Genomic DNA, 17,314 nt, shown 5'->3' with positions numbered 1-17,314 from the left:
AGTACCGCAGTAATGAGCCACGTTTGTATCCATGATATATTCTCATAAAGAATCAAAAGGTTGAGACTATGATTAGCCAATTCTCCATACACAACAGTGGCCCGGTTAAAAAGGCCGAAGGTCTGCAGCTAGGCAAGCTTAATTTACTTATTGGGAGAAATAGCTGCGGGAAAACTTGGTTATTAAAAATGCTTTATTGCGCGATAAGAGCACAAGAAGAGTTTGGCCGAGGTCAAGACAACCGTAACTTTAACGAAGTACTCAGCGATAAACTCTACTGGACCTTTCAGACCCAGCACTTAGGAGACATGGTGCGGCGCACTCAAGGTAGCCGGCTGGAAGCGAGCATTCGGATGGGTGATAACAGCGAGATCGCTTTTAGCTTTGGCAAAGATACCAGCAAACAGGTAAAAGCCAGCAACAATACACTACAACTGCGAAGCGACAATTCTGTATTTTTACCGCCCAAAGAAGTGCTGACTTTGTGGCATGTGATCCTTAAAAGTGCAGTGCAGAACCGAGAGTTTGGCTATGACTCTACTTATGCTGACTTGGTACTAGCTTTGCAAAACCCAACGCAAGCGGGCCGTAACTTCGATAGCTTCTCTAAGTCTCGCAAGCAACTAGAATCGATATTTCAGGGTAGAGTGATGTTTGAAGACCAGCAATGGGTCTATAAGCAAGGCAACTCACGCTTTTCTATTCACAGCACTGCGGAAGGCATTAAGAAGATTGCAATACTCGATACATTGTTGGGTAATCGCTATCTCACACCGGGCTCAGTAGTATTTATCGACGAGCCTGAGTCAGCCTTGCACCCCACTGCTATTGTGCAGCTGTTAGATATAGTGCACATGCTGGCACAACAAGGTATTCAGATATTTATGGCCACGCACTCTTATTATGTGGTCAAGAAAATGCTGCTGATTGCACGTCAGAACAATCTACCTATCCCCTGCTTTATTGCCAATGACGAAGGTAATTGGCAACAGAGCTGCTTGTTGCAACATGGTTTACCTGACAATGAAATCATCAACGAGTCGATTCGGCTATTTGAGCAGGAATTCGAGGGTATTTAAGTATGATCACAATAACTGAATCAGGGGTAACCTTCGGACCCTTCGCTCAGGATACTATTTTTCGCGTTGAGAACTCACCTTGTGCTGCGCGCTTGGGCGGCATTAAGGCGTGCGAGTTTGTATGGTGGTCAGCGAGCAACAACAAGCTGGTGTTTATTGAAGCGAGAGCTTCAGTGCCAAATCCTCAGAAAAGTTTGTCGGAATATGAGCAGTATTTTAGCGACATGTTAGAGAAATTTGATAATTCACTTCAACTACTCCTTGCCGGTACTGCGCCGCGACATACAGAATTGGTGAGAGAGTTGGGTCCCAGCATGGCTAATATCAATTGGCAACAAGCTGATATTCAATTCTATCTAGTCATACCTAGAGCCCCGCGAGAGTTTCTAAATAGTCTGACTGATAAACTAAGGCAAACTCTCCATCGGCAACTAAAAATCTGGCGTATCAATATATTCGTGATCAACGAAGATATGGCAAGAAGTCACGGATTACTGAGCAAAACTGCCTAATTATTTAGCGGAGTAACGAAAGATAAATAATTGAAGCGGCTATGCTAGTCCAGCTATATAAAATAGGGATATAGGATGAATGAAGATCAGTTAGAGCAGTTGTGCTTAGCATGGCTGGCAGAAGGCGGTTGGGAAATTAGTTATGGCCCCGATCTGGCTTCCGATGGCCCTGCTCCTGAGCGTAGTGATTATCGACAAGTGCTGCTGCTGGCTGATCTTGAGCATGCGCTCGTTCGTATTAATCCTCATTTGCCCGCCTCAGCTATTGAACAAGTGCTGGCCAAAGTAAGCAAGCCCGAAAGCTTGGATGTCACGGTGAGCAACCGTGCTTTTCACCGCTTACTGCTTGAAGGCGTGCCAGTAGAATATAAGCGTGACGATAAACAAGTTCACGACCATGCCTTTCTCATTGATTTTGAACAGTTAGACGCCAACCGTTTTCGTGCCATTAATCAGTTCACTATTTCCGGTAGCAAACAGCTACGTCGTCCCGATGTAGTCTGTTTTATCAATGGGTTACCGTTGGCAGTGTTAGAGCTGAAAAGCCCCAGTAGTGACAATGCCGATGTGTGGGCGGCCTTTAATCAGCTGCAAACCTATAAAGATGAAGTGTCAGACTTATTTGTATACAACGAAGCACTGGTGGTTAGCGATGGCTATACCGCTCGGGTGGGTTCGCTTACCGCTAACCAAGAGCGCTTTATGCCGTGGCGCACCATTAAGCATGAAGACGATAAACCATTATTGGAATGGCAACTAGAAACCATGGTCCGTGGCTTTTTCGACCGAGAAATGCTGCTCGACTATATTCGCTACTTTGTGTTGTTTGAAACCGACGCCGGCAAGTTGATCAAAAAAATAGCCGGATATCATCAGTTTCACGCGGTGCGCGAGGCGGTAAACGCGACTGTGATTGCTGCCCAAGAGCCAAGCCTTGGCATGGTCGCTAACCGCCGTGCTAGCTACGGCAGTGAAATAGAGCCAGGCAGTAAAAAAGCCGGTGTGGTATGGCACACACAAGGGTCGGGCAAGAGTATTTCAATGTGTTGTTATGCGGGCAAACTCATACAACAGCCTGAAATGAATAACCCAACCATTATTGTGGTAACAGATCGCAACGATCTTGATGGTCAGCTGTTTTCCACCTTTAGCAGCACAAACGAGTTACTAAAACAAGATCCCATGCAAGCTCACGATCGCGACAGCTTGCGCGAGTTATTGGCCGCGCGCGAAGCTGGCGGCATTATTTTTACTACGGTGCAAAAGTTTGCGCTGCTCAATGACGAAACCGAACATCCAGTGTTAAACGCTCGCCATAATATTGTGGTGATATCGGACGAAGCACACCGCAGCCAATATGGTCTAAAAGCCACGTTAAAAGAGGACGGCAGTTACAAGTTTGGTTACGCCAAGCACATGCGTGACGCCCTACCCTTCGCCTCTTTTATTGGTTTTACCGGCACGCCCATCGCTAACGATGACAAAGACACTCGCGCCGTATTTGGCGATTATGTGTCTATCTACGACATTCAAGATGCGGTAGAGGACGGCGCAACTGTACCTATCTATTACGAGTCGCGACTGGCTAAGCTCGACTTAAATCGAGAAGAAATTAATCAGTTATCCGACCAAGTAGACGAAGTGGTAGAAGACGAAGAAGATGCTGGTAACCGCGAAAAAACTAAGGGCGAGTGGAGCCGACTAGAAAAATTAGTGGGCTCTCAGCCGCGCTTACAACAAATTGCCGAAGACTTAGTGGCTCACTACGAAACCCGCAATGCATCCATCGCCGGTAAAGCCATGATAGTGGCCATGAGCCGTGATATTTGTGCGCAACTGTATAACGAGATAGTGGCTATTCGCCCAGAATGGCATTCCACGGATCCCGAGCTGGGTGGCATTAAAGTGGTCATGACTGGTTCAGCTTCTGATAAGCCGTTATTGCAGCCGCACATTTACAATAAACAAACTAAAAAGCGCTTAGAGCAGCGTTTTAAAGACGTAAATGATCCGCTTAAGCTAGTGATAGTGCGCGATATGTGGCTGACCGGCTTTGACGCACCCGCTTGTCATACCATGTATGTGGACAAACCCATGAAGGGCCACAATCTGATGCAAGCCATCGCCCGAGTAAACCGCGTGTTTAAAGATAAGCCCGGTGGTTTAGTGGTGGATTATATTGGCATTGCTAATGAGCTTAAGCAGGCATTAAAAACTTACACCGACTCTAAAGGCCGCGGCGAGCCCACTCATGATACGGCAGAAGCATTCGCCATCTTGCTAGAGAAGCTGGATATTATTCGTGGCATGTTTGCCAAAGGGCCAGACAACGAGCGCTTTGATTACAGTGAGTTTGAAACCCAGGCCTATCAGCTATTAGTGCCCACCGCCAATCATATTTTAGGATTACCAGACGGCAAGAAACGCTTCTTAGATGCAGTATTGGCCATGACTAAAGCTTTCTCTTTGTGTGCCACACTGGATGAAGCCAAAGCGTTACGCAAAGAAATTGCTTTTTTAAGCGCCATTAAAACCGCCATCACTAAAAATACCAGTGTGGATCGTAAGCTCACCCAAGAAGAGAAGAACACAGCACTAAAGCAAATCCTCGATAATGCGGTAGTGGCTCAAGGTGTCGACGATGTGTTTGCCTTATGTGGGCTAGATAAGCCCAACATTGGCTTATTATCTGATGAATTTTTAGATGATGTGCGGAGCATGCCCTATAAAAATTTTGCCGTTGAGTTATTAGAAAAACTGCTAAAAGACGACATTAAAGCCAAGACCCACAACAACGTAGTGCAAGAGAAAAAATACGCCGAACGTCTGCAAGAAACCCTGCGCAAGTACAACAACCGCGGCATAGAAACCGCGCAAGTGATCGAAGAGCTCATTGCCATGGCCAAGCAGTTTCAGCAAGAAATGGAGCGCGAAGCCGAGCTTGGGTTAACTCCTGATGAAGTGGCGTTTTATGATGCGTTAAGCAATAACGAAAGTGCCGCCCGAGAGTTGGGTGATGAGGTTCTCAAAAAAATAGCGGTTGAGATCACTGATAAACTGCGCCGCTCAACAACGGTAGATTGGCAGGTGCGAGAGAGCGTAAGATCTCGGTTACGCATTCTGGTGCGTCGCACCCTGCAACGTTATAAATACCCACCAGATAAAGCGATAGCAGCGATAGAGCTGATCTTGAAGCAGGCAGAAGTGCTCTCTAATGCTTGGACGCACTAGGCTGGAAATAAACAAACCAAGGAGACATCAATTAGTGTGCAATGCCTCCTTTATAAGCCTAGCGTCAAGCTTGGTATGCGCTTTAACCTGATCTCATATCTATAATTTAAAGCTAGACAAGGTGAGCAAGCCAACGGCAACGCGTCACTCACTATTATCTTTGCAAGTAGTTAAAGATAAAGTGTATGCCTTACACCACCGCCTAAATCAACTCGCTAAAGCGCATTGACTTAGGCGGAGTACTAGGCATAAAGATTGATAGATACACGAACTCTCAATAAGATTAGCCAGCCTGTAAGTGGGTAAACTGCAGGCACAGTGGCTTACAGCCCTGTGCCATCATAAACGAGGTGAATGAATCAAGTTCTGCGGAAACTAAATCTCTCCCAACGCCCACCAATAAGGTTCAAAACTGCGTTTAACGCTCTCTGCTACCAATGTAATAAAGCGGCTGTAGTCGCCGGTACAATGAGCAGTGTCTAATGCTTCATAATAGGCTAAGCGTTGTTCTACTTCTATAACGGTGGCTGGAAAGCCAGACTGCATAAGTATTAAGTTCATCAGTAGGCGTGAAGTGCAGCCATTACCATCGGTAAAGGGATGTATTTTTACAAACTCTCCATGTACACGAGCAGCACGTTCAACAGGGTGTAAGTGTTGGGCATCGCTCTTATACCACTGTATAAATGCCTCCATCTGTTCCGGCACTTGTACGGCTTGCGGTGGCTTATGGTCTGCACCTGAAATCAGCACGTTCACTTGGCGGTAACGTCCCGCATTGTCAGCATCAATGTTTTTAAGCACCAGTTGATGCAAAGATTTAATAGCGCGTTCATCTAAGGGCTGCTGCTTGGTTACTAAGTCCTCAACAAATAAAATCGCATCACGGTGGTTAATGGCTTCAAAATGCTCACGCAAAGTTTTACCACCAATGGTAATGCCTTCCATAGCGACTTTAGTTTCTTTTAGCGTTAGCGTGTTACCTTCAATCGCATTACTGTGGTAAGTCCATTGCAACACTAGATTCTCATGCAAATTTCTGATGATTTCAGGGTCCAAAGGACGGTACTCGTCTAACTTTGCTTTTAGCGCATCCAGCTGTGTAAATTGCTTGTTATTCATTCCAATTCCTTACGTAAATAGCTGTCCACTTTTATCTAAATGCGAGCAACTATTCTTTTAGTTGCTGCAGCATATTATTACCCTGCTGCTCGGCTTCTAAAGCCATCTTGTGTAAGTATACATCTAGCATGGCATCGCCCGGCGCCAAGCTTTCTAATTTGTATGCGGCTGTGGGTAAGTCAAAGAGTCGAACCGAACAAGTTTGACCATTGGATCGCTTGTATAACAACACCACTGCTTTTTGGGCAATGCAATCGTCTAAGTAATTGAGCATCATGGGGCTATGCGTAGTCACTATGACTTGTTTGGGCGATGCCACCAGTGCATCCACGATTCTTTCGATCACTTCAGGGTTGATGCCGTTTTCTATTTCATCAAATAGTAAAGATTCTAGGCAGCTAAACTGTTGGGCTAAAATAGCTAACAAACGCAGTAAACCACCGTTGATATGACGAGCTTCGGTTGCTTGCTCATATACTTCGCCCAGCGCATTACGATATTGCTCAGTAATACCTAGTTGGATCAAACCTGAACGCAGCGCCTTGGTATTCACAGCAATGATCTGCGGATAATAGTGCTGCAACTGTTCGAGTAACTGTGCTTTTTGTATATCAGTTAATTGATGGACAAACGCCGACAATTGCTTACCGCCAATACCAATATCGGCACAGTCGGTTTTTCTAGCCTTTTCTCGCAACGCCTGAGGAGACAGTAGGTCGAACGAACGCAGCGCACAAATACGATTTTTTACGGCTTTAAGCTCGCCGCTTAGAAATTCAGGCTTAAGCTGAGACAGCAAAGATCCGTAGTATTCAAACGGAATACTCTTAGTTTTTTCAGCATTCAACTGATAACGGCCATCTTTAAGAATAAACAATGCTTGCTGATATTGATCATCTAAACAGGTTATTTTTTCGAAAGTACAACACAGCTTACTGTGGTTAAAGGTGGCTTGCCAACGATAGCACTGAGTACCTATCAGCAAGTCCACTTCTAGCTCTATGTTGCGGCGAGCGAGTAACTGAGATTTTAGATCTCTAGGCAGCCATTGGCGAGCAGTTAACCACTCTTCCACTTCGCCCTGCATAATGGCACTAGCAAAATCTAATGCCTGCAATACAGTACTTTTACCGGCACCATTTAGGCCAATGAGACAGTTGAATGGTGCCAACCTAAGCTCAAACTCAACCAATGATTTAAAATTATTTACATATATCCTTTCAATCACTCTAGGCTCCGGTGGGTATGAGTCATTCGATTGATACTGCCGAAGGTAATATTAGCTTGTGCATCATTTATAACCATTAATATCTGTAGTAAACATTTTGCTTCTCGTAACTAGCAAGTCGATACGCCATTGTTACGATGGTTAATTAGAGTAAACACTGTTTACTTTTTTAGCTCAATAAACAAACAACTACTACTATATACATACGTTTCTGCAGAGCGAGGGGTACTCCTCACCCTACCGCAGCGGCGATCGCGTACCGCCCTCAACCGGATGACTAGGTAACCAAAATAGTGCACCGTTATTATCATTGCCAGCGATTGCCGTCCACGTGCGGCCTCGTTCGTCAATGGCAGTACAACCGGACACCCAATGCTCCGGATTACGCAGCTCATTCACCCAGCCCTGCACTTTATCCTGATGAATGATCACTACACCACCTTTCCCGATATAGCCGTTCACTACTCGCCATCTGGCGGCATGCTCTTGTAGTGTCATGATGCCTCATCCCCATTCAATCTTTTTTTAGATACCTACACGATACGGTAGTCGCCCATACGGTAGCGCCAGAACTCACCAGGCTCCCCCCTTTAATGCTTAACCCAAGGTACGCGGATCACCAAGAGGAGCTACGCAAGTAATCAACGATACGTATCGCGGCTTGTTTATTCATCTTTTTAAACGTTTTGATTGCCTGTTTTGAGTATTCAGTCGTTCAGGCCAAGGCTGCCCTTACTTCTTCTGTGCTATGAGTGGTTTCTTCACCGTGAGCGATACGAGCACTGACATCAGCGGCTAAACTCACCAATCGCTACTCTATGTCTTGAGGTAAACGAATTTCTAGCATGATAATTCTCTTGCTATACATGTATATCACCTGCTATCGGTTGTTTTTTATACATGAGCAATCAGCATTATTTAATATGTGAGCTAATACCCCGCGAAAAATTAATGAAACCCTCTCCTTCAAGGTATAGGGTTTAAAAAAAACCGTCACCAGCAGCAGCTATACTGTGGTAGCGGTTACAAATCCCTGACAGCAAAGGCGTGCAAAAACTTATATAAACCAATATTGCTCTATTTACACACTTAGAAACACCAAAAGATAGCTAATAAATCAAGCTTTAAGCACTTTGACTAGTCGTCGCCTATTGCTTACACAGCCCATTCAAGCTCTCATGTACCATGGCTGGTAGCTGTCAGATTGATACCGCAGCCCACTCAAGTTCCCATATAACATGGCTGGTAGCTGTCAGATTGATACTGCAGCCCACTCAAGTTCCCATATACCATGGCTGGTAGCTGTCAGATTGATACTGCAGCACACTCAAGTTCCCATGTACCATGGCTGGTAGCTGTCAGATTGATACTGCAGCCCACTCAAGCTCCCATATACCATGGCTGGTAGCTGTCAGATTGATACCGCAGCCCACTCAAGTTCCCATGTACCATGGCTGGTAGCTGTCAGATTGATACTGCAGCCCACTCAAGCTCCCATATACCATGGCTGGTAGCTGTCAGATTGATACCGCAGCCCACTCAAGTTCCCATGTACCATGGCTGGTAGCTGTCAGATTGATACCGCAGCCCACTCAAGCCCCCATGTACCATGACTGGTAGCTGTCAGATTGATACTGCAGCCCACTCAAGTCCCCATGTGCCATGACTGGTAGCTGTCAAATTGATACTACAGCCCACTCAAGCCCTCATGTACCATGGCTGATAGCAGTCAGATTGATAGTTGAGGAGCGTCAAGGAAAGTAGTACATAAAAAAAGCAGTACATTGGAGTAGTGGGGTTTAAAAAAAACACCTAAAAATAAATGCGATACTGAGTAGCGGTTACAAACGCATGACAGCAAAAGCTTGCAAAAATTTATACTTCTCAAACATCTCATTACTCTACACCTACCCCAGTAAATTCTGCCTAGAGTGAGTATTTTTTGTATTTCAACCTACATCTATTGCCCAATCATTTAGCTACCGGTCATAGCGAGCTATGACCGGTAACTGTCAAAATCGCACATAATATAAAAATCAGCAGTTGATTAAAAAGCACTCTACTATTCGTGATGTAATACCCTGCTTAGCACTAAAAATAAAATATCGACAAAAATTCATAAATAACTATGTGATCTACGTTGCAATATAAGCCGATAAAATCTGTGCGTAACCTGTGGTTAAGCTGTTAATTTTCTGTTATACCGTTTAGTGTATCTGTCATTTTATGACTTGTAACTGTCAGGGCTATGACTGGTAGCTGTCATGAATATGGCAAGTAGCTGTCACTGTTATGGCCTGTAACTGTCATTTTATGAAGTGTAGCTGTCAGAGTTATGGGTGTAACCTGTCAGAAAAAGCAAAGGTGAAATGAGATATAAAACTTTTAAATCTCTTATTTTCAATAAGTTACAGTAACCTTGTATTAAGGTAATACTGAATGTTTTTGTCTCTATCAATATCAGTTAATCAAGTAATCAATAGATCAGTAAGATCAGTAAGATCAAAAGATAATGATCTTTATAACGTCTCTTCATAAAGATTATCAGTTACAAAAAATGACAAGCAATGCTTCCAAAATGCTGTATGATGAATTACGATGCAATCTGATTAATTTACTGGATTAGGATCTGACTTTGGATGACTAGCAAGACTAATACCTACATAAGCCTTGGGCTCGTCAATGTTGACTCAAAAAAGCTTGCAGAAATGTTCAGCAGCCAAACTAAAGCGACACAAGAACTAATCCAAAAAACAATGGAAATTGCTCACGAATCTAAGCTTGATCCTACAGTAATAGGTTTAGCTAAAGACACCGTCGTTACTGATATAGACTTAGTTGCACAGGTGTTACAGATTCAAAAAAAGTCACTGTATGCTAGATTGCGTCGCTCTGCTATTTTTGAAAAAACAGAGATCAATAGTAATATTATATGGTTACTACAATATGAAAAAACTATCAGCAATAAAGAAGATAAAGTAAATCCTCATATTAGACGTAAAAATACTTTAAGTGTTAAAACAATAATCGAAGATAAACACAGAAAAAGGCCTCCACTTAAAGAGGGGCCTGATGTTAATGTAATGATAAAACTCCCTCTGGGAGATTTATCAGCACTATGTGTTCCAGCTAATACGGTTATTTATAATAGACGATTTGTTATTAATATTGGACAAGAAAAAGAAAAAGCGATTGTTATAGCATCAGGTGGTAATGGAATTATTGATGTTGATGATATTAAAACATTATATGCTTTAATATCACATACTATTCAATACCAAACAGCTTATCACTCATCATTTAGTCGAGGCGGTGAAGCTGCAACAAACTTAACTCCTATTTATGCTGATACTATTTTAGAAATGATAGGAAGAAGACCTGGTGAGCTAAGTAATAGAAGGCATATATGGCGACAAATTGTAAAATTAAGAACAACAGAATATGATGTTCATTCGTTAACTCCATTTATTGATGATCAAGACCGTCAATTATTCAAAAATAATCAATTTAGATTCATAGAAAGTACTCCATCTCTATCAGAACAAGCGATGGAACTAAACGATGAAAGTATGGTTTCCCCAGCTGTTTATGAGATTGCTTGGCATCCAATTGTATTTAAAGCTATATTTAATAATAAATTTCTATTTGCCTTTCCTGAATCTGTATTTAAAGAGCCTACGCAAATTTTTAGCTTGTATTTGGATTTAAGAAAAAGGATGCAAAGACTAAATCCTAACGGAATTTCTATAAGTAAAAATGATTTAGCATCGATACTTCTAGATGATAGTGATGAGTACGTATTTCAGAGAGGATTCATGAATGCTCTTGTTAGAACACAAGGTGCTGAGCTTAAAGATACTCTTAAAGAAGCAAGAAAAAATGCAAAACGACAAGCTCCTGTTATAGTTGAGCGAGATTTGTTTGGCTTTAAAGTACAGCTTATTGTTACTGGTAAAAGAACTTTCTCAAAAATAAATGTAACATTTTCAATAAACGATGTTCTTCGTCATTCAGGTGTTAAACCAAATGAAAAAGGTGGGAAGTCTGCACCAACGTTACCTAATCTACTATTCTCTACAGGTCAAGCATTACTCAGATCAAGTAATAATAAGAAGCATAAAGAAAAAGAAGTTACAGGTAAAGCTCTTTGGGATCGCGCCAATAAAATATTTGAAGCAGTTAATGCTGAGATAATTAGAACACCATACGCATTAAAAATAAAGATAGCATCACTTGGCAAAGACCTTATCATTGTAGATTTTACTGGTGATAATGTAATTCATGATTATGTTTATGATATGGAAAAAAGGTATGCAGTAGACGCATTGTACGTTAGTAAATATCTTATATCTGCAAGAGAACGACTTAGACCTTTAACATACTTAAGAAAAAAGATAGATAAAAATGAAATTTTACTACTTAAGGTTGAACTGTTAAAGCTAGGAACAGATTTAACAATAGAGGAAGTAATATATCACTTAGCAACTAATGATTTAATTAGAAAGTTAGTTTCTGAAACTGGTGTTGTAGAAGATACCGTGAATATTATTTCTTATATGTTTTCTGATTGATTATAAGTTTTATAGTTCGTTAGCTAAAATACAGTTTGTAAATAGCATTCAAGGAGGTTGCTATCAGCAATATACTTTACTATTAACGAATTAAGACTTACTAGCCGTAATGCTGTTATAAAGCAAAATTTTAGTTCGAGTATCAAAATGTCTGCATAAATAATAGATCCTAAACTAATAACTGCAACACTCTATTTCAATTTCTATGAGACTAGTTGCAACTTAAAGAAGATTAAATTATTTGGGAAGTGCCTATTATTAATACGTTATATCAAGATGATTGAGCGTCGCCATCAAGTTAGTTTTTGAAAAAAGCTAAAAGCCCCGAACAATAGGGGCTTGTCTTTACTGGGACATGCTACATGTCCAACGGTTGCTCAAGAATGCTGGTGCTCTTTTCTCCGATAAGCACTTGTAGTCGAGTCATCATTTCGCTATTGAGCTTTTGCAGGCTCATAAAGTCACGACGCAGGTTAATAACTTGGCTGACTGGAACTACTGCACTATTGGTTATATCTTGAATGACAGTTTTGCCGTTGTAATTAGTTGCGATAAGTTGACTCTTCGGGGGTAGAACAAAAATCTGTTCTGGGGGAATAGTTGACTGGGCTGGTATTGCTGGCTGCTCCTCATGCAGAAGCTTATCTTCAAGATCGATGCGAGCAAGCAGGCTGATCACTTCAGTGAAGTGTTGGGGCGCAATCTTTTTGTAACTACAACCAAACTTACTCTTGATGGCTGACCATTGCTTAATAGTGGCACTGGTGCGCTTACTTAAAGGTAAGGTGTCTGCTCTGGCGAGAACCATGGCTTTAATCGTGTCTTGCTGCTCTTTAGTTAAACCACTAGGTAAAGCATTCTTATTTTTAATGCACTGGTTAATAGCTTCGCCTCTGGTCCAGTAGTCCCAAAGTACATTGTCACACTCATTCTGGTACAGGATAATTCTCTCCTTCACGACCAAGTCTTTAATTCGATTCGGATTGATGGACATCAGCCAGCCGAGAAGCTTGCGAAGGGGGAGGCTAACCATCTTCTGTTTACCACCAGTAGAAGGTATCAATATTTTCTTGATGCCCCAGCGAACTTGGTTAGCTTTGAACTTATCATTCTGACCTTGCAGTGAAATACCCATACCCTCAACAAGTGGCTTAATTAATGTGTAGGGCTGACTGTTGTGCTCAACTAAAACTAACTGGGCACCATAGAATGGAACAGTTATCGCTTCTGTAGTAGAGTTCATTTTGTCACCTTTCATAGACGTTTGGTTTGACGTTTGGGTCTTAGCGGTTGCCGCCGCTTGGGCTCTCATTTTTCTTTGATTCACTATTTACCTTCCTTTTGTTGCAGTTTTTCTACTCTTGCCACAATCTCACTATTAAGAGAACGTCGGTTTTTTGCTGCTTCGGCCTTAAGCCATAGATGTAACTCTATTGGTAATCGCAGGGTCATGCGTGCTTGTTCCATAGCCACCCCTTTTTTGTGACACTGTTTTAGTGTCGGTTGATTCAATCTATCACTGACACTGTTTTAGTGTCAAATGTTAATAGCACCAATTTGGTATAATATAAATTGATGTATTGATTGAGCGAGATAGTATGAAGTACACAAGGATCACTCTCAGAATACCTGAACCCCTTCATGACAAGCTAAGTAGGGAGGCAGAAGTCAGTAGTAAGTCTATGAACGCTGAGATTGTTGGCAGGCTGCAGCAGACATTTCAAGCTGAAGAAGCGGGCGCTGAATGTAATCAGCTAAGGGGATTTGGTGGGCTAGAGTCAACTCGATATTACCAAAAAAGTCATGAAAATCTGCAAGCTAAGTTAGATGAAGTCCTCAAACTACTAAAAAATAAAAATACGATATGAGGAAGATAAAAATGGATATTGATAATGAATAACTCCCACTAAATGCTGCGCATTTTGAAAGAGTTTCTAAAAATAGCCTAAGCTACTTTTTCAGGCAGGTTCCCAGCCTATATTGCTAATCCTAGTGCCTAATTCAGATTGACTTGCGCACTGGCTACATTTCGGTGCTTTTCACAACAGCATGGACATGAGTGCCATCGCTCTGCCAAGGTCTTTTTCTTCTTAACACCGCAATCTGGGCAAGTTTGACTCGTTTTAACGTAAGCTTCACTATGTCCGCACCTAACAAGCCACATTAACCGATATTAACGTGGCGTCTTAGAGATGAATTATACGCAGATAGCCCAAGGCAGTAGGTGATCGACGGCGTCGCCATCGTTGAGCTGGGGCAGTTGTTCGAACAGCGCAGTGAGATAAACACCTAGCGGTACATCATTGGCTTTAGCGGTTTCTCAATCAGGCCGTACAGCATGGCGTCGGCTTGGGCACAACTGCGACTATTGGAGAACAGCCATTTTTTCCTGTCGATAACGAACGGATTAATGGCCCGCTTGGCGCGGTTGTTGTCAATCGCCACTGAGCTATGATCAAGATAAACCTGTAGCTTATCCTATTGATTTAATATTTAGCCGATGGCTCTATTTGATACCCAACAGCGTGCAGTAATCTTTACTAATCCATGGCTCGATGTAGTCTTCATGGAATATGCGAATGCCAGACGTAAGTGCCCATGCTGAGCTATACCCAATATTCCTAGCTAGCTCAATGATAAAGTGTTCAAGAGTGTCGGTTAATATAGGCTCTGGCCAAGTTTGTGCTTGATCAAGAATAGATTGCTGCTGTTTTCGTTGACGGCCGTAATTGAATATCGGAATAGCCAACAAGAGGGCGAAAGCGATAGTAGCTCCTCGCGGGTCTTTTCGTTTGATGCTCGATGTGTTTACGATATAAGGACAGTATTCACCTTCTGACAACCGTAAATCAACGGCTGAGGCTATTTTGCTCGCGATGATTAATTGACGGTTGTTCGTATTAAGGTGCGCGGATGAGGTCGCAGAGTCGTTAGCAGTCGCTTGTTGCAGTACTTTGATTTCATCCCGAAGCAAAGCCTCTCTAAACCAATCTGCGTTTACACACGCACGGTACTGGTTTAACTCATATAGTCGTCGGCGACTGATTTTAATATTGTGCTCAGCGAGGTACTCTTCAACAGCGACAACGTTAACAGGAGCGTTAGGAAACAGCGCGTCAGCCAGCTCAGCATAAATAGCTAGTGTCAGGCCAAACCTAACGTTTGCTCCTGTTTCCAAAAGTTTTATGTTTATATCACCAATTTCCATATTAGAAAAACCTATTTTATAAGAGTATTTAGCTTTCCATATCCTACCTATGACCATTAATTAAAAGCAAGTTGCGAATCACTCTTGCATTTTGGGGTGTATCAGCGAGAGCAAGGTCAAAGCCTGATTTTTTAATGTATCCTTCTACCAAGCCATATCGGAACAAGTTGTCACTCAGTTAGGCTTAAATAGCAGCGCTGTTCATCTTGGTATCACCAGTTTTCATATAGATGGTGTTTATGACTCGGTGGGTATTCAGCTCGTTAAAGGCTACAGTCGCGATTATCGCCCGAGTTGAATCAAGTCGTATTGGAGCTCATTTGCGAGAATATTGCGGGTATTCCCGTTTATATGCAGGCGATGAGCAGCAATACCAATGATCAGAAAGCCTTTTCTGATGTCATTCTCCACCACGTACCGTCTTTAAAATCGGCACAGCAAAGCTGTTACTTTATTGGTGATGCCGCCTTATATACTGCTGAGTCTATCTTAGCGCTGCATCAGCAAGAACAATTGCTTGTTACTCGTGTACCGATGATGTTAAAAAACTTAAAGTACGCCGTCTCGTCCCTCAAAACAGACCAGTTGGACGCATTGGGGGAGGGCTATTCTTACAGGTTCGAGGCTGACTATGCTGACGTTCTCTAACGTTGGTTGATGGTGTGTAGTGAGCAGACCACTCATCGGGAACAGAAGACCGTAAGCAAAAAACTGCTTAAGACAAGCACCCAAGAGCTTAAGCAGCTCCAAAATTTTTGTAAAAAACCTTTGCTTGCTAGCAGGATGTAGCTCAAGCCTTGGCTGACTTTAGCAGTAGGCTTAGTATGTAACGGATAGAAAATGGCGCATCAATAGCCTACTCAGTCTTTAGTGGTAAAATCCGGCATAAAAAGGCCCCCGTGTGATGAACATGATTTCAGCAAAGCAGCTTCAAAAGAGCTTTGCAGCGTGGATGAGAGACTGCCATATAGCGACCAAAGGCGAAGTGATTGCTATTGATGGTAAAAGCTTGCGTGGTACTTATAGCAAAGATAGTAGGCAAGGCATTATCCATATGGTGAGTGCGTTTAGTGCAGCGAATAAGGTCGTGTTAGGACAGGTTAAAATAGCAGATAAGAGTAATCAACGGCGGTTAGAAGCTGCGTTTGATGACTACCTCAAGCTTGAAATGCTCCAACGCGAAGATGGTGATACCTATAGCACCAAAGAGCAAGGCCATGGCCTGGTAGAAACAAGATTATGCCTAGTCAATGATGAGCTCTCCGTACTCGGCGATATCGCCTTTGAATGACCTGAGCTTAAAACAATGGGCATAGTAGCTACCATACGCCAAGAAAAAGGCCAGCCAGCGACCGATATCACATTGCGTTATTACATTAGTTCAGCCTAGTTAACATCAAAAGAGTTGTTAGAAGCTAGCCGCGCTCATTGGTCAATTGAATCGCAGTTGTATTGGCGATTAGATGTTGGAATGCGTGAAGATGAGTGCCGGATCCGATGTGAGCAAGCAGGAGAAAACTTTGCGGCGATACGCCACATAGCGCTCAACCTACTTAGTGCAGATACCAGTTTTAAAGCCGGCATTAAACGAAAGCAAAAATGGGCTGGTCGAAATAATGACTACCTATCGCGAATCTTTGCAGGGCAAGAGGTTTCGTTATCTTGCCCTGGAACCTTCAGCCTCCGCAGCAGGCTATCATTAATTATACTGGGGAATACTACCTCGCTATTTATTCTTAAATCAGGTGCGGAATGTCGGATGGGTGGATCGAGCTCAATGAATAAAGCACCGTTTATAGCCAAGAAAAGATGCTTAGCTGTAATAGATAAGCGCTGACATTTAACGACGAGTTAGCGTTACAGAAAGTGCTACAGATTTAAAGTGTCTTAAAGTGTCGTCGACGTTTAGCCACCACTTAATGGTCTAAAAGAGTGCAACGATTCCAACGTCGCGCTGACTTTTAACCACGACTTCATGATCTAAAAGAGTGCAACGGCTCTAACGTCGAGCAGACTTTTAACCACGACTTCATGATCTAAAAGAGTGCAACGGCTCCAACGTTGAGCTGATTTCAAACCACCACTTCACGGTCTAAAAGAGTGCAACGGCTCCAACGTTGAGCTGATTTCAAACCACCACTTCACGGTCTAAAAGAGTGCAACGATTCCAACGTCGCGTTGACTTTTAACCACGACTTCATGATCTAAAAGAGTGCAACGGCTCTAACGTCGAGCAGACTTTTAACCACGACTTCATGATCTAAAAGAGTGCAACGGCTCTAACGTCGAGCAGACTTTTAACCACGACTTCATGATCTAAAAGAGTGCAACGGCTCTAACGTCGAGCAGACTTTTAACCACGA

General features: G+C 42.7%; 11 protein-coding genes and 4 pseudogenes. 7 read left to right on the top strand and 8 right to left on the bottom strand.

Annotated features, from left to right (window positions below; all coding sequences use genetic code 11):
* Positions 1 to 68: 68 nt before the first annotated feature.
* The 3 genes from J3U76_RS12500 (at position 69) to J3U76_RS12490 (ending at position 4,822) form a co-directional block, all read left to right on the top strand.
* The gene (locus tag J3U76_RS12500) at positions 69 to 1,079 is read left to right on the top strand and encodes an ATP-binding protein (RefSeq protein WP_208006320.1); all 1,011 of its coding nucleotides are present in this window, start codon (positions 69 to 71) and stop codon (positions 1,077 to 1,079) included.
* Positions 1,080 to 1,081: 2 nt separating this feature from the next.
* On the top strand, positions 1,082 to 1,591 hold the full coding sequence (locus tag J3U76_RS12495; protein WP_208006319.1) for a hypothetical protein: 510 nt from the start codon (positions 1,082 to 1,084) through the stop codon (positions 1,589 to 1,591).
* Positions 1,592 to 1,666: 75 nt separating this feature from the next.
* Complete coding sequence (locus J3U76_RS12490) at positions 1,667 to 4,822, top strand: type I restriction endonuclease subunit R (protein ID WP_208006318.1); 3,156 nt, start codon at positions 1,667 to 1,669, stop codon at positions 4,820 to 4,822.
* 375 nt (positions 4,823 to 5,197) lie between these two features.
* Here the strand turns inward: J3U76_RS12490 and J3U76_RS12485 are convergent, their stop codons facing one another.
* From J3U76_RS12485 to J3U76_RS12475, 3 genes are all read right to left on the bottom strand, one after another.
* Positions 5,198 to 5,944, bottom strand: a complete 747-nt coding sequence (locus J3U76_RS12485) for a Fic family protein (RefSeq protein WP_208006317.1) — start codon at positions 5,942 to 5,944, stop codon at positions 5,198 to 5,200.
* 49 nt (positions 5,945 to 5,993) lie between these two features.
* Complete coding sequence (locus tag J3U76_RS12480) at positions 5,994 to 7,172, bottom strand: AAA family ATPase (protein ID WP_208006316.1); 1,179 nt, start codon at positions 7,170 to 7,172, stop codon at positions 5,994 to 5,996.
* A 237-nt stretch (positions 7,173 to 7,409) separates the two neighbouring features.
* Positions 7,410 to 7,670: a hypothetical protein gene (locus J3U76_RS12475; protein ID WP_208006315.1), complete on the bottom strand. Its 261-nt coding sequence runs from the start codon at positions 7,668 to 7,670 to the stop codon at positions 7,410 to 7,412.
* A 2,141-nt stretch (positions 7,671 to 9,811) separates the two neighbouring features.
* Here J3U76_RS12475 and J3U76_RS12470 point away from each other — a divergent pair.
* Positions 9,812 to 11,743 carry a replication initiator protein RctB domain-containing protein gene (locus J3U76_RS12470; protein WP_208006314.1) on the top strand — a complete coding sequence of 644 codons (1,932 nt, stop codon included), beginning with the start codon at positions 9,812 to 9,814 and terminating at the stop codon, positions 11,741 to 11,743.
* 358 nt (positions 11,744 to 12,101) lie between these two features.
* On the opposite strand, the gene J3U76_RS12465 is transcribed toward J3U76_RS12470, so the two are convergent.
* Complete coding sequence (locus tag J3U76_RS12465; protein WP_208006313.1) at positions 12,102 to 13,070, bottom strand: phage antirepressor N-terminal domain-containing protein; 969 nt, start codon at positions 13,068 to 13,070, stop codon at positions 12,102 to 12,104.
* Positions 13,070 to 13,210: an Arc family DNA-binding protein gene (locus tag J3U76_RS12460; protein WP_208006312.1), complete on the bottom strand. Its 141-nt coding sequence runs from the start codon at positions 13,208 to 13,210 to the stop codon at positions 13,070 to 13,072. The genes J3U76_RS12465 and J3U76_RS12460 overlap by 1 nt, the downstream gene beginning before the upstream one ends.
* Positions 13,211 to 13,341: 131 nt before the next feature.
* Between J3U76_RS12460 and J3U76_RS14760 the strand changes: the two genes are divergently transcribed.
* A complete protein-coding gene (locus J3U76_RS14760) occupies positions 13,342 to 13,611 on the top strand; it encodes an Arc family DNA-binding protein (RefSeq protein WP_208006311.1) in 270 nt (89 codons plus the stop codon).
* A gap of 329 nt (positions 13,612 to 13,940) precedes the next feature.
* Here the strand turns inward: J3U76_RS14760 and J3U76_RS14755 are convergent.
* The 3 genes and pseudogenes from J3U76_RS14755 to J3U76_RS12435 all read right to left on the bottom strand — a co-directional run.
* Positions 13,941 to 14,051, bottom strand: a pseudogene (locus tag J3U76_RS14755) (hypothetical protein); the annotation flags it as partial.
* Positions 14,033 to 14,209: pseudogene (locus tag J3U76_RS14750) on the bottom strand (IS66 family transposase); the annotation flags it as partial. The pseudogenes J3U76_RS14755 and J3U76_RS14750, both read right to left, overlap by 19 nt.
* A 40-nt stretch (positions 14,210 to 14,249) precedes the next feature.
* Positions 14,250 to 14,951 (bottom strand): hypothetical protein, encoded by a 702-nt coding sequence (locus tag J3U76_RS12435; RefSeq protein ID WP_208006308.1) that lies wholly within the window; start codon positions 14,949 to 14,951, stop codon positions 14,250 to 14,252.
* Between the two features lie 145 nt (positions 14,952 to 15,096).
* On the opposite strand from J3U76_RS12435, the pseudogene J3U76_RS14540 reads away from it, so the two are divergent.
* Positions 15,097 to 15,844: pseudogene (locus J3U76_RS14540) on the top strand (IS1634 family transposase); the annotation flags it as partial.
* Between the two features lie 5 nt (positions 15,845 to 15,849).
* Positions 15,850 to 16,608, top strand: a pseudogene (locus tag J3U76_RS14535) (ISAs1 family transposase); the annotation flags it as partial.
* Positions 16,609 to 17,314 lie beyond the last annotated feature (706 nt).

Source organism: Oceanisphaera pacifica (genome assembly GCF_017498065.1).
GTDB lineage: Bacteria > Pseudomonadota > Gammaproteobacteria > Enterobacterales > Aeromonadaceae > Oceanimonas > Oceanimonas pacifica.
Note: the sequence above shows the minus strand (reverse complement) of the source record. Positions and strands in the feature narration are given on the sequence as shown.

Bases quoted from the DNA above. Each gene is read 5' to 3' on its own strand.
- J3U76_RS12500 (WP_208006320.1), top strand. From the start codon at position 69: ATGATTAGCCAATTCTCCATACACAACAGTGGCCCGGTTAAAAAGGCC.
- J3U76_RS12495 (WP_208006319.1), top strand. From the start codon at position 1,082: ATGATCACAATAACTGAATCAGGGGTAACCTTCGGACCCTTCGCTCAG.
- J3U76_RS12490 (WP_208006318.1), top strand. From the start codon at position 1,667: ATGAATGAAGATCAGTTAGAGCAGTTGTGCTTAGCATGGCTGGCAGAA.
- J3U76_RS12485 (WP_208006317.1), bottom strand. From the start codon at position 5,944: ATGAATAACAAGCAATTTACACAGCTGGATGCGCTAAAAGCAAAGTTA.
- J3U76_RS12475 (WP_208006315.1), bottom strand. From the start codon at position 7,670: ATGACACTACAAGAGCATGCCGCCAGATGGCGAGTAGTGAACGGCTAT.
- J3U76_RS12470 (WP_208006314.1), top strand. From the start codon at position 9,812: ATGACTAGCAAGACTAATACCTACATAAGCCTTGGGCTCGTCAATGTT.
- J3U76_RS12460 (WP_208006312.1), bottom strand. From the start codon at position 13,210: ATGGAACAAGCACGCATGACCCTGCGATTACCAATAGAGTTACATCTA.
- J3U76_RS14760 (WP_208006311.1), top strand. From the start codon at position 13,342: ATGAAGTACACAAGGATCACTCTCAGAATACCTGAACCCCTTCATGAC.
- J3U76_RS12435 (WP_208006308.1), bottom strand. From the start codon at position 14,951: ATGGAAATTGGTGATATAAACATAAAACTTTTGGAAACAGGAGCAAAC.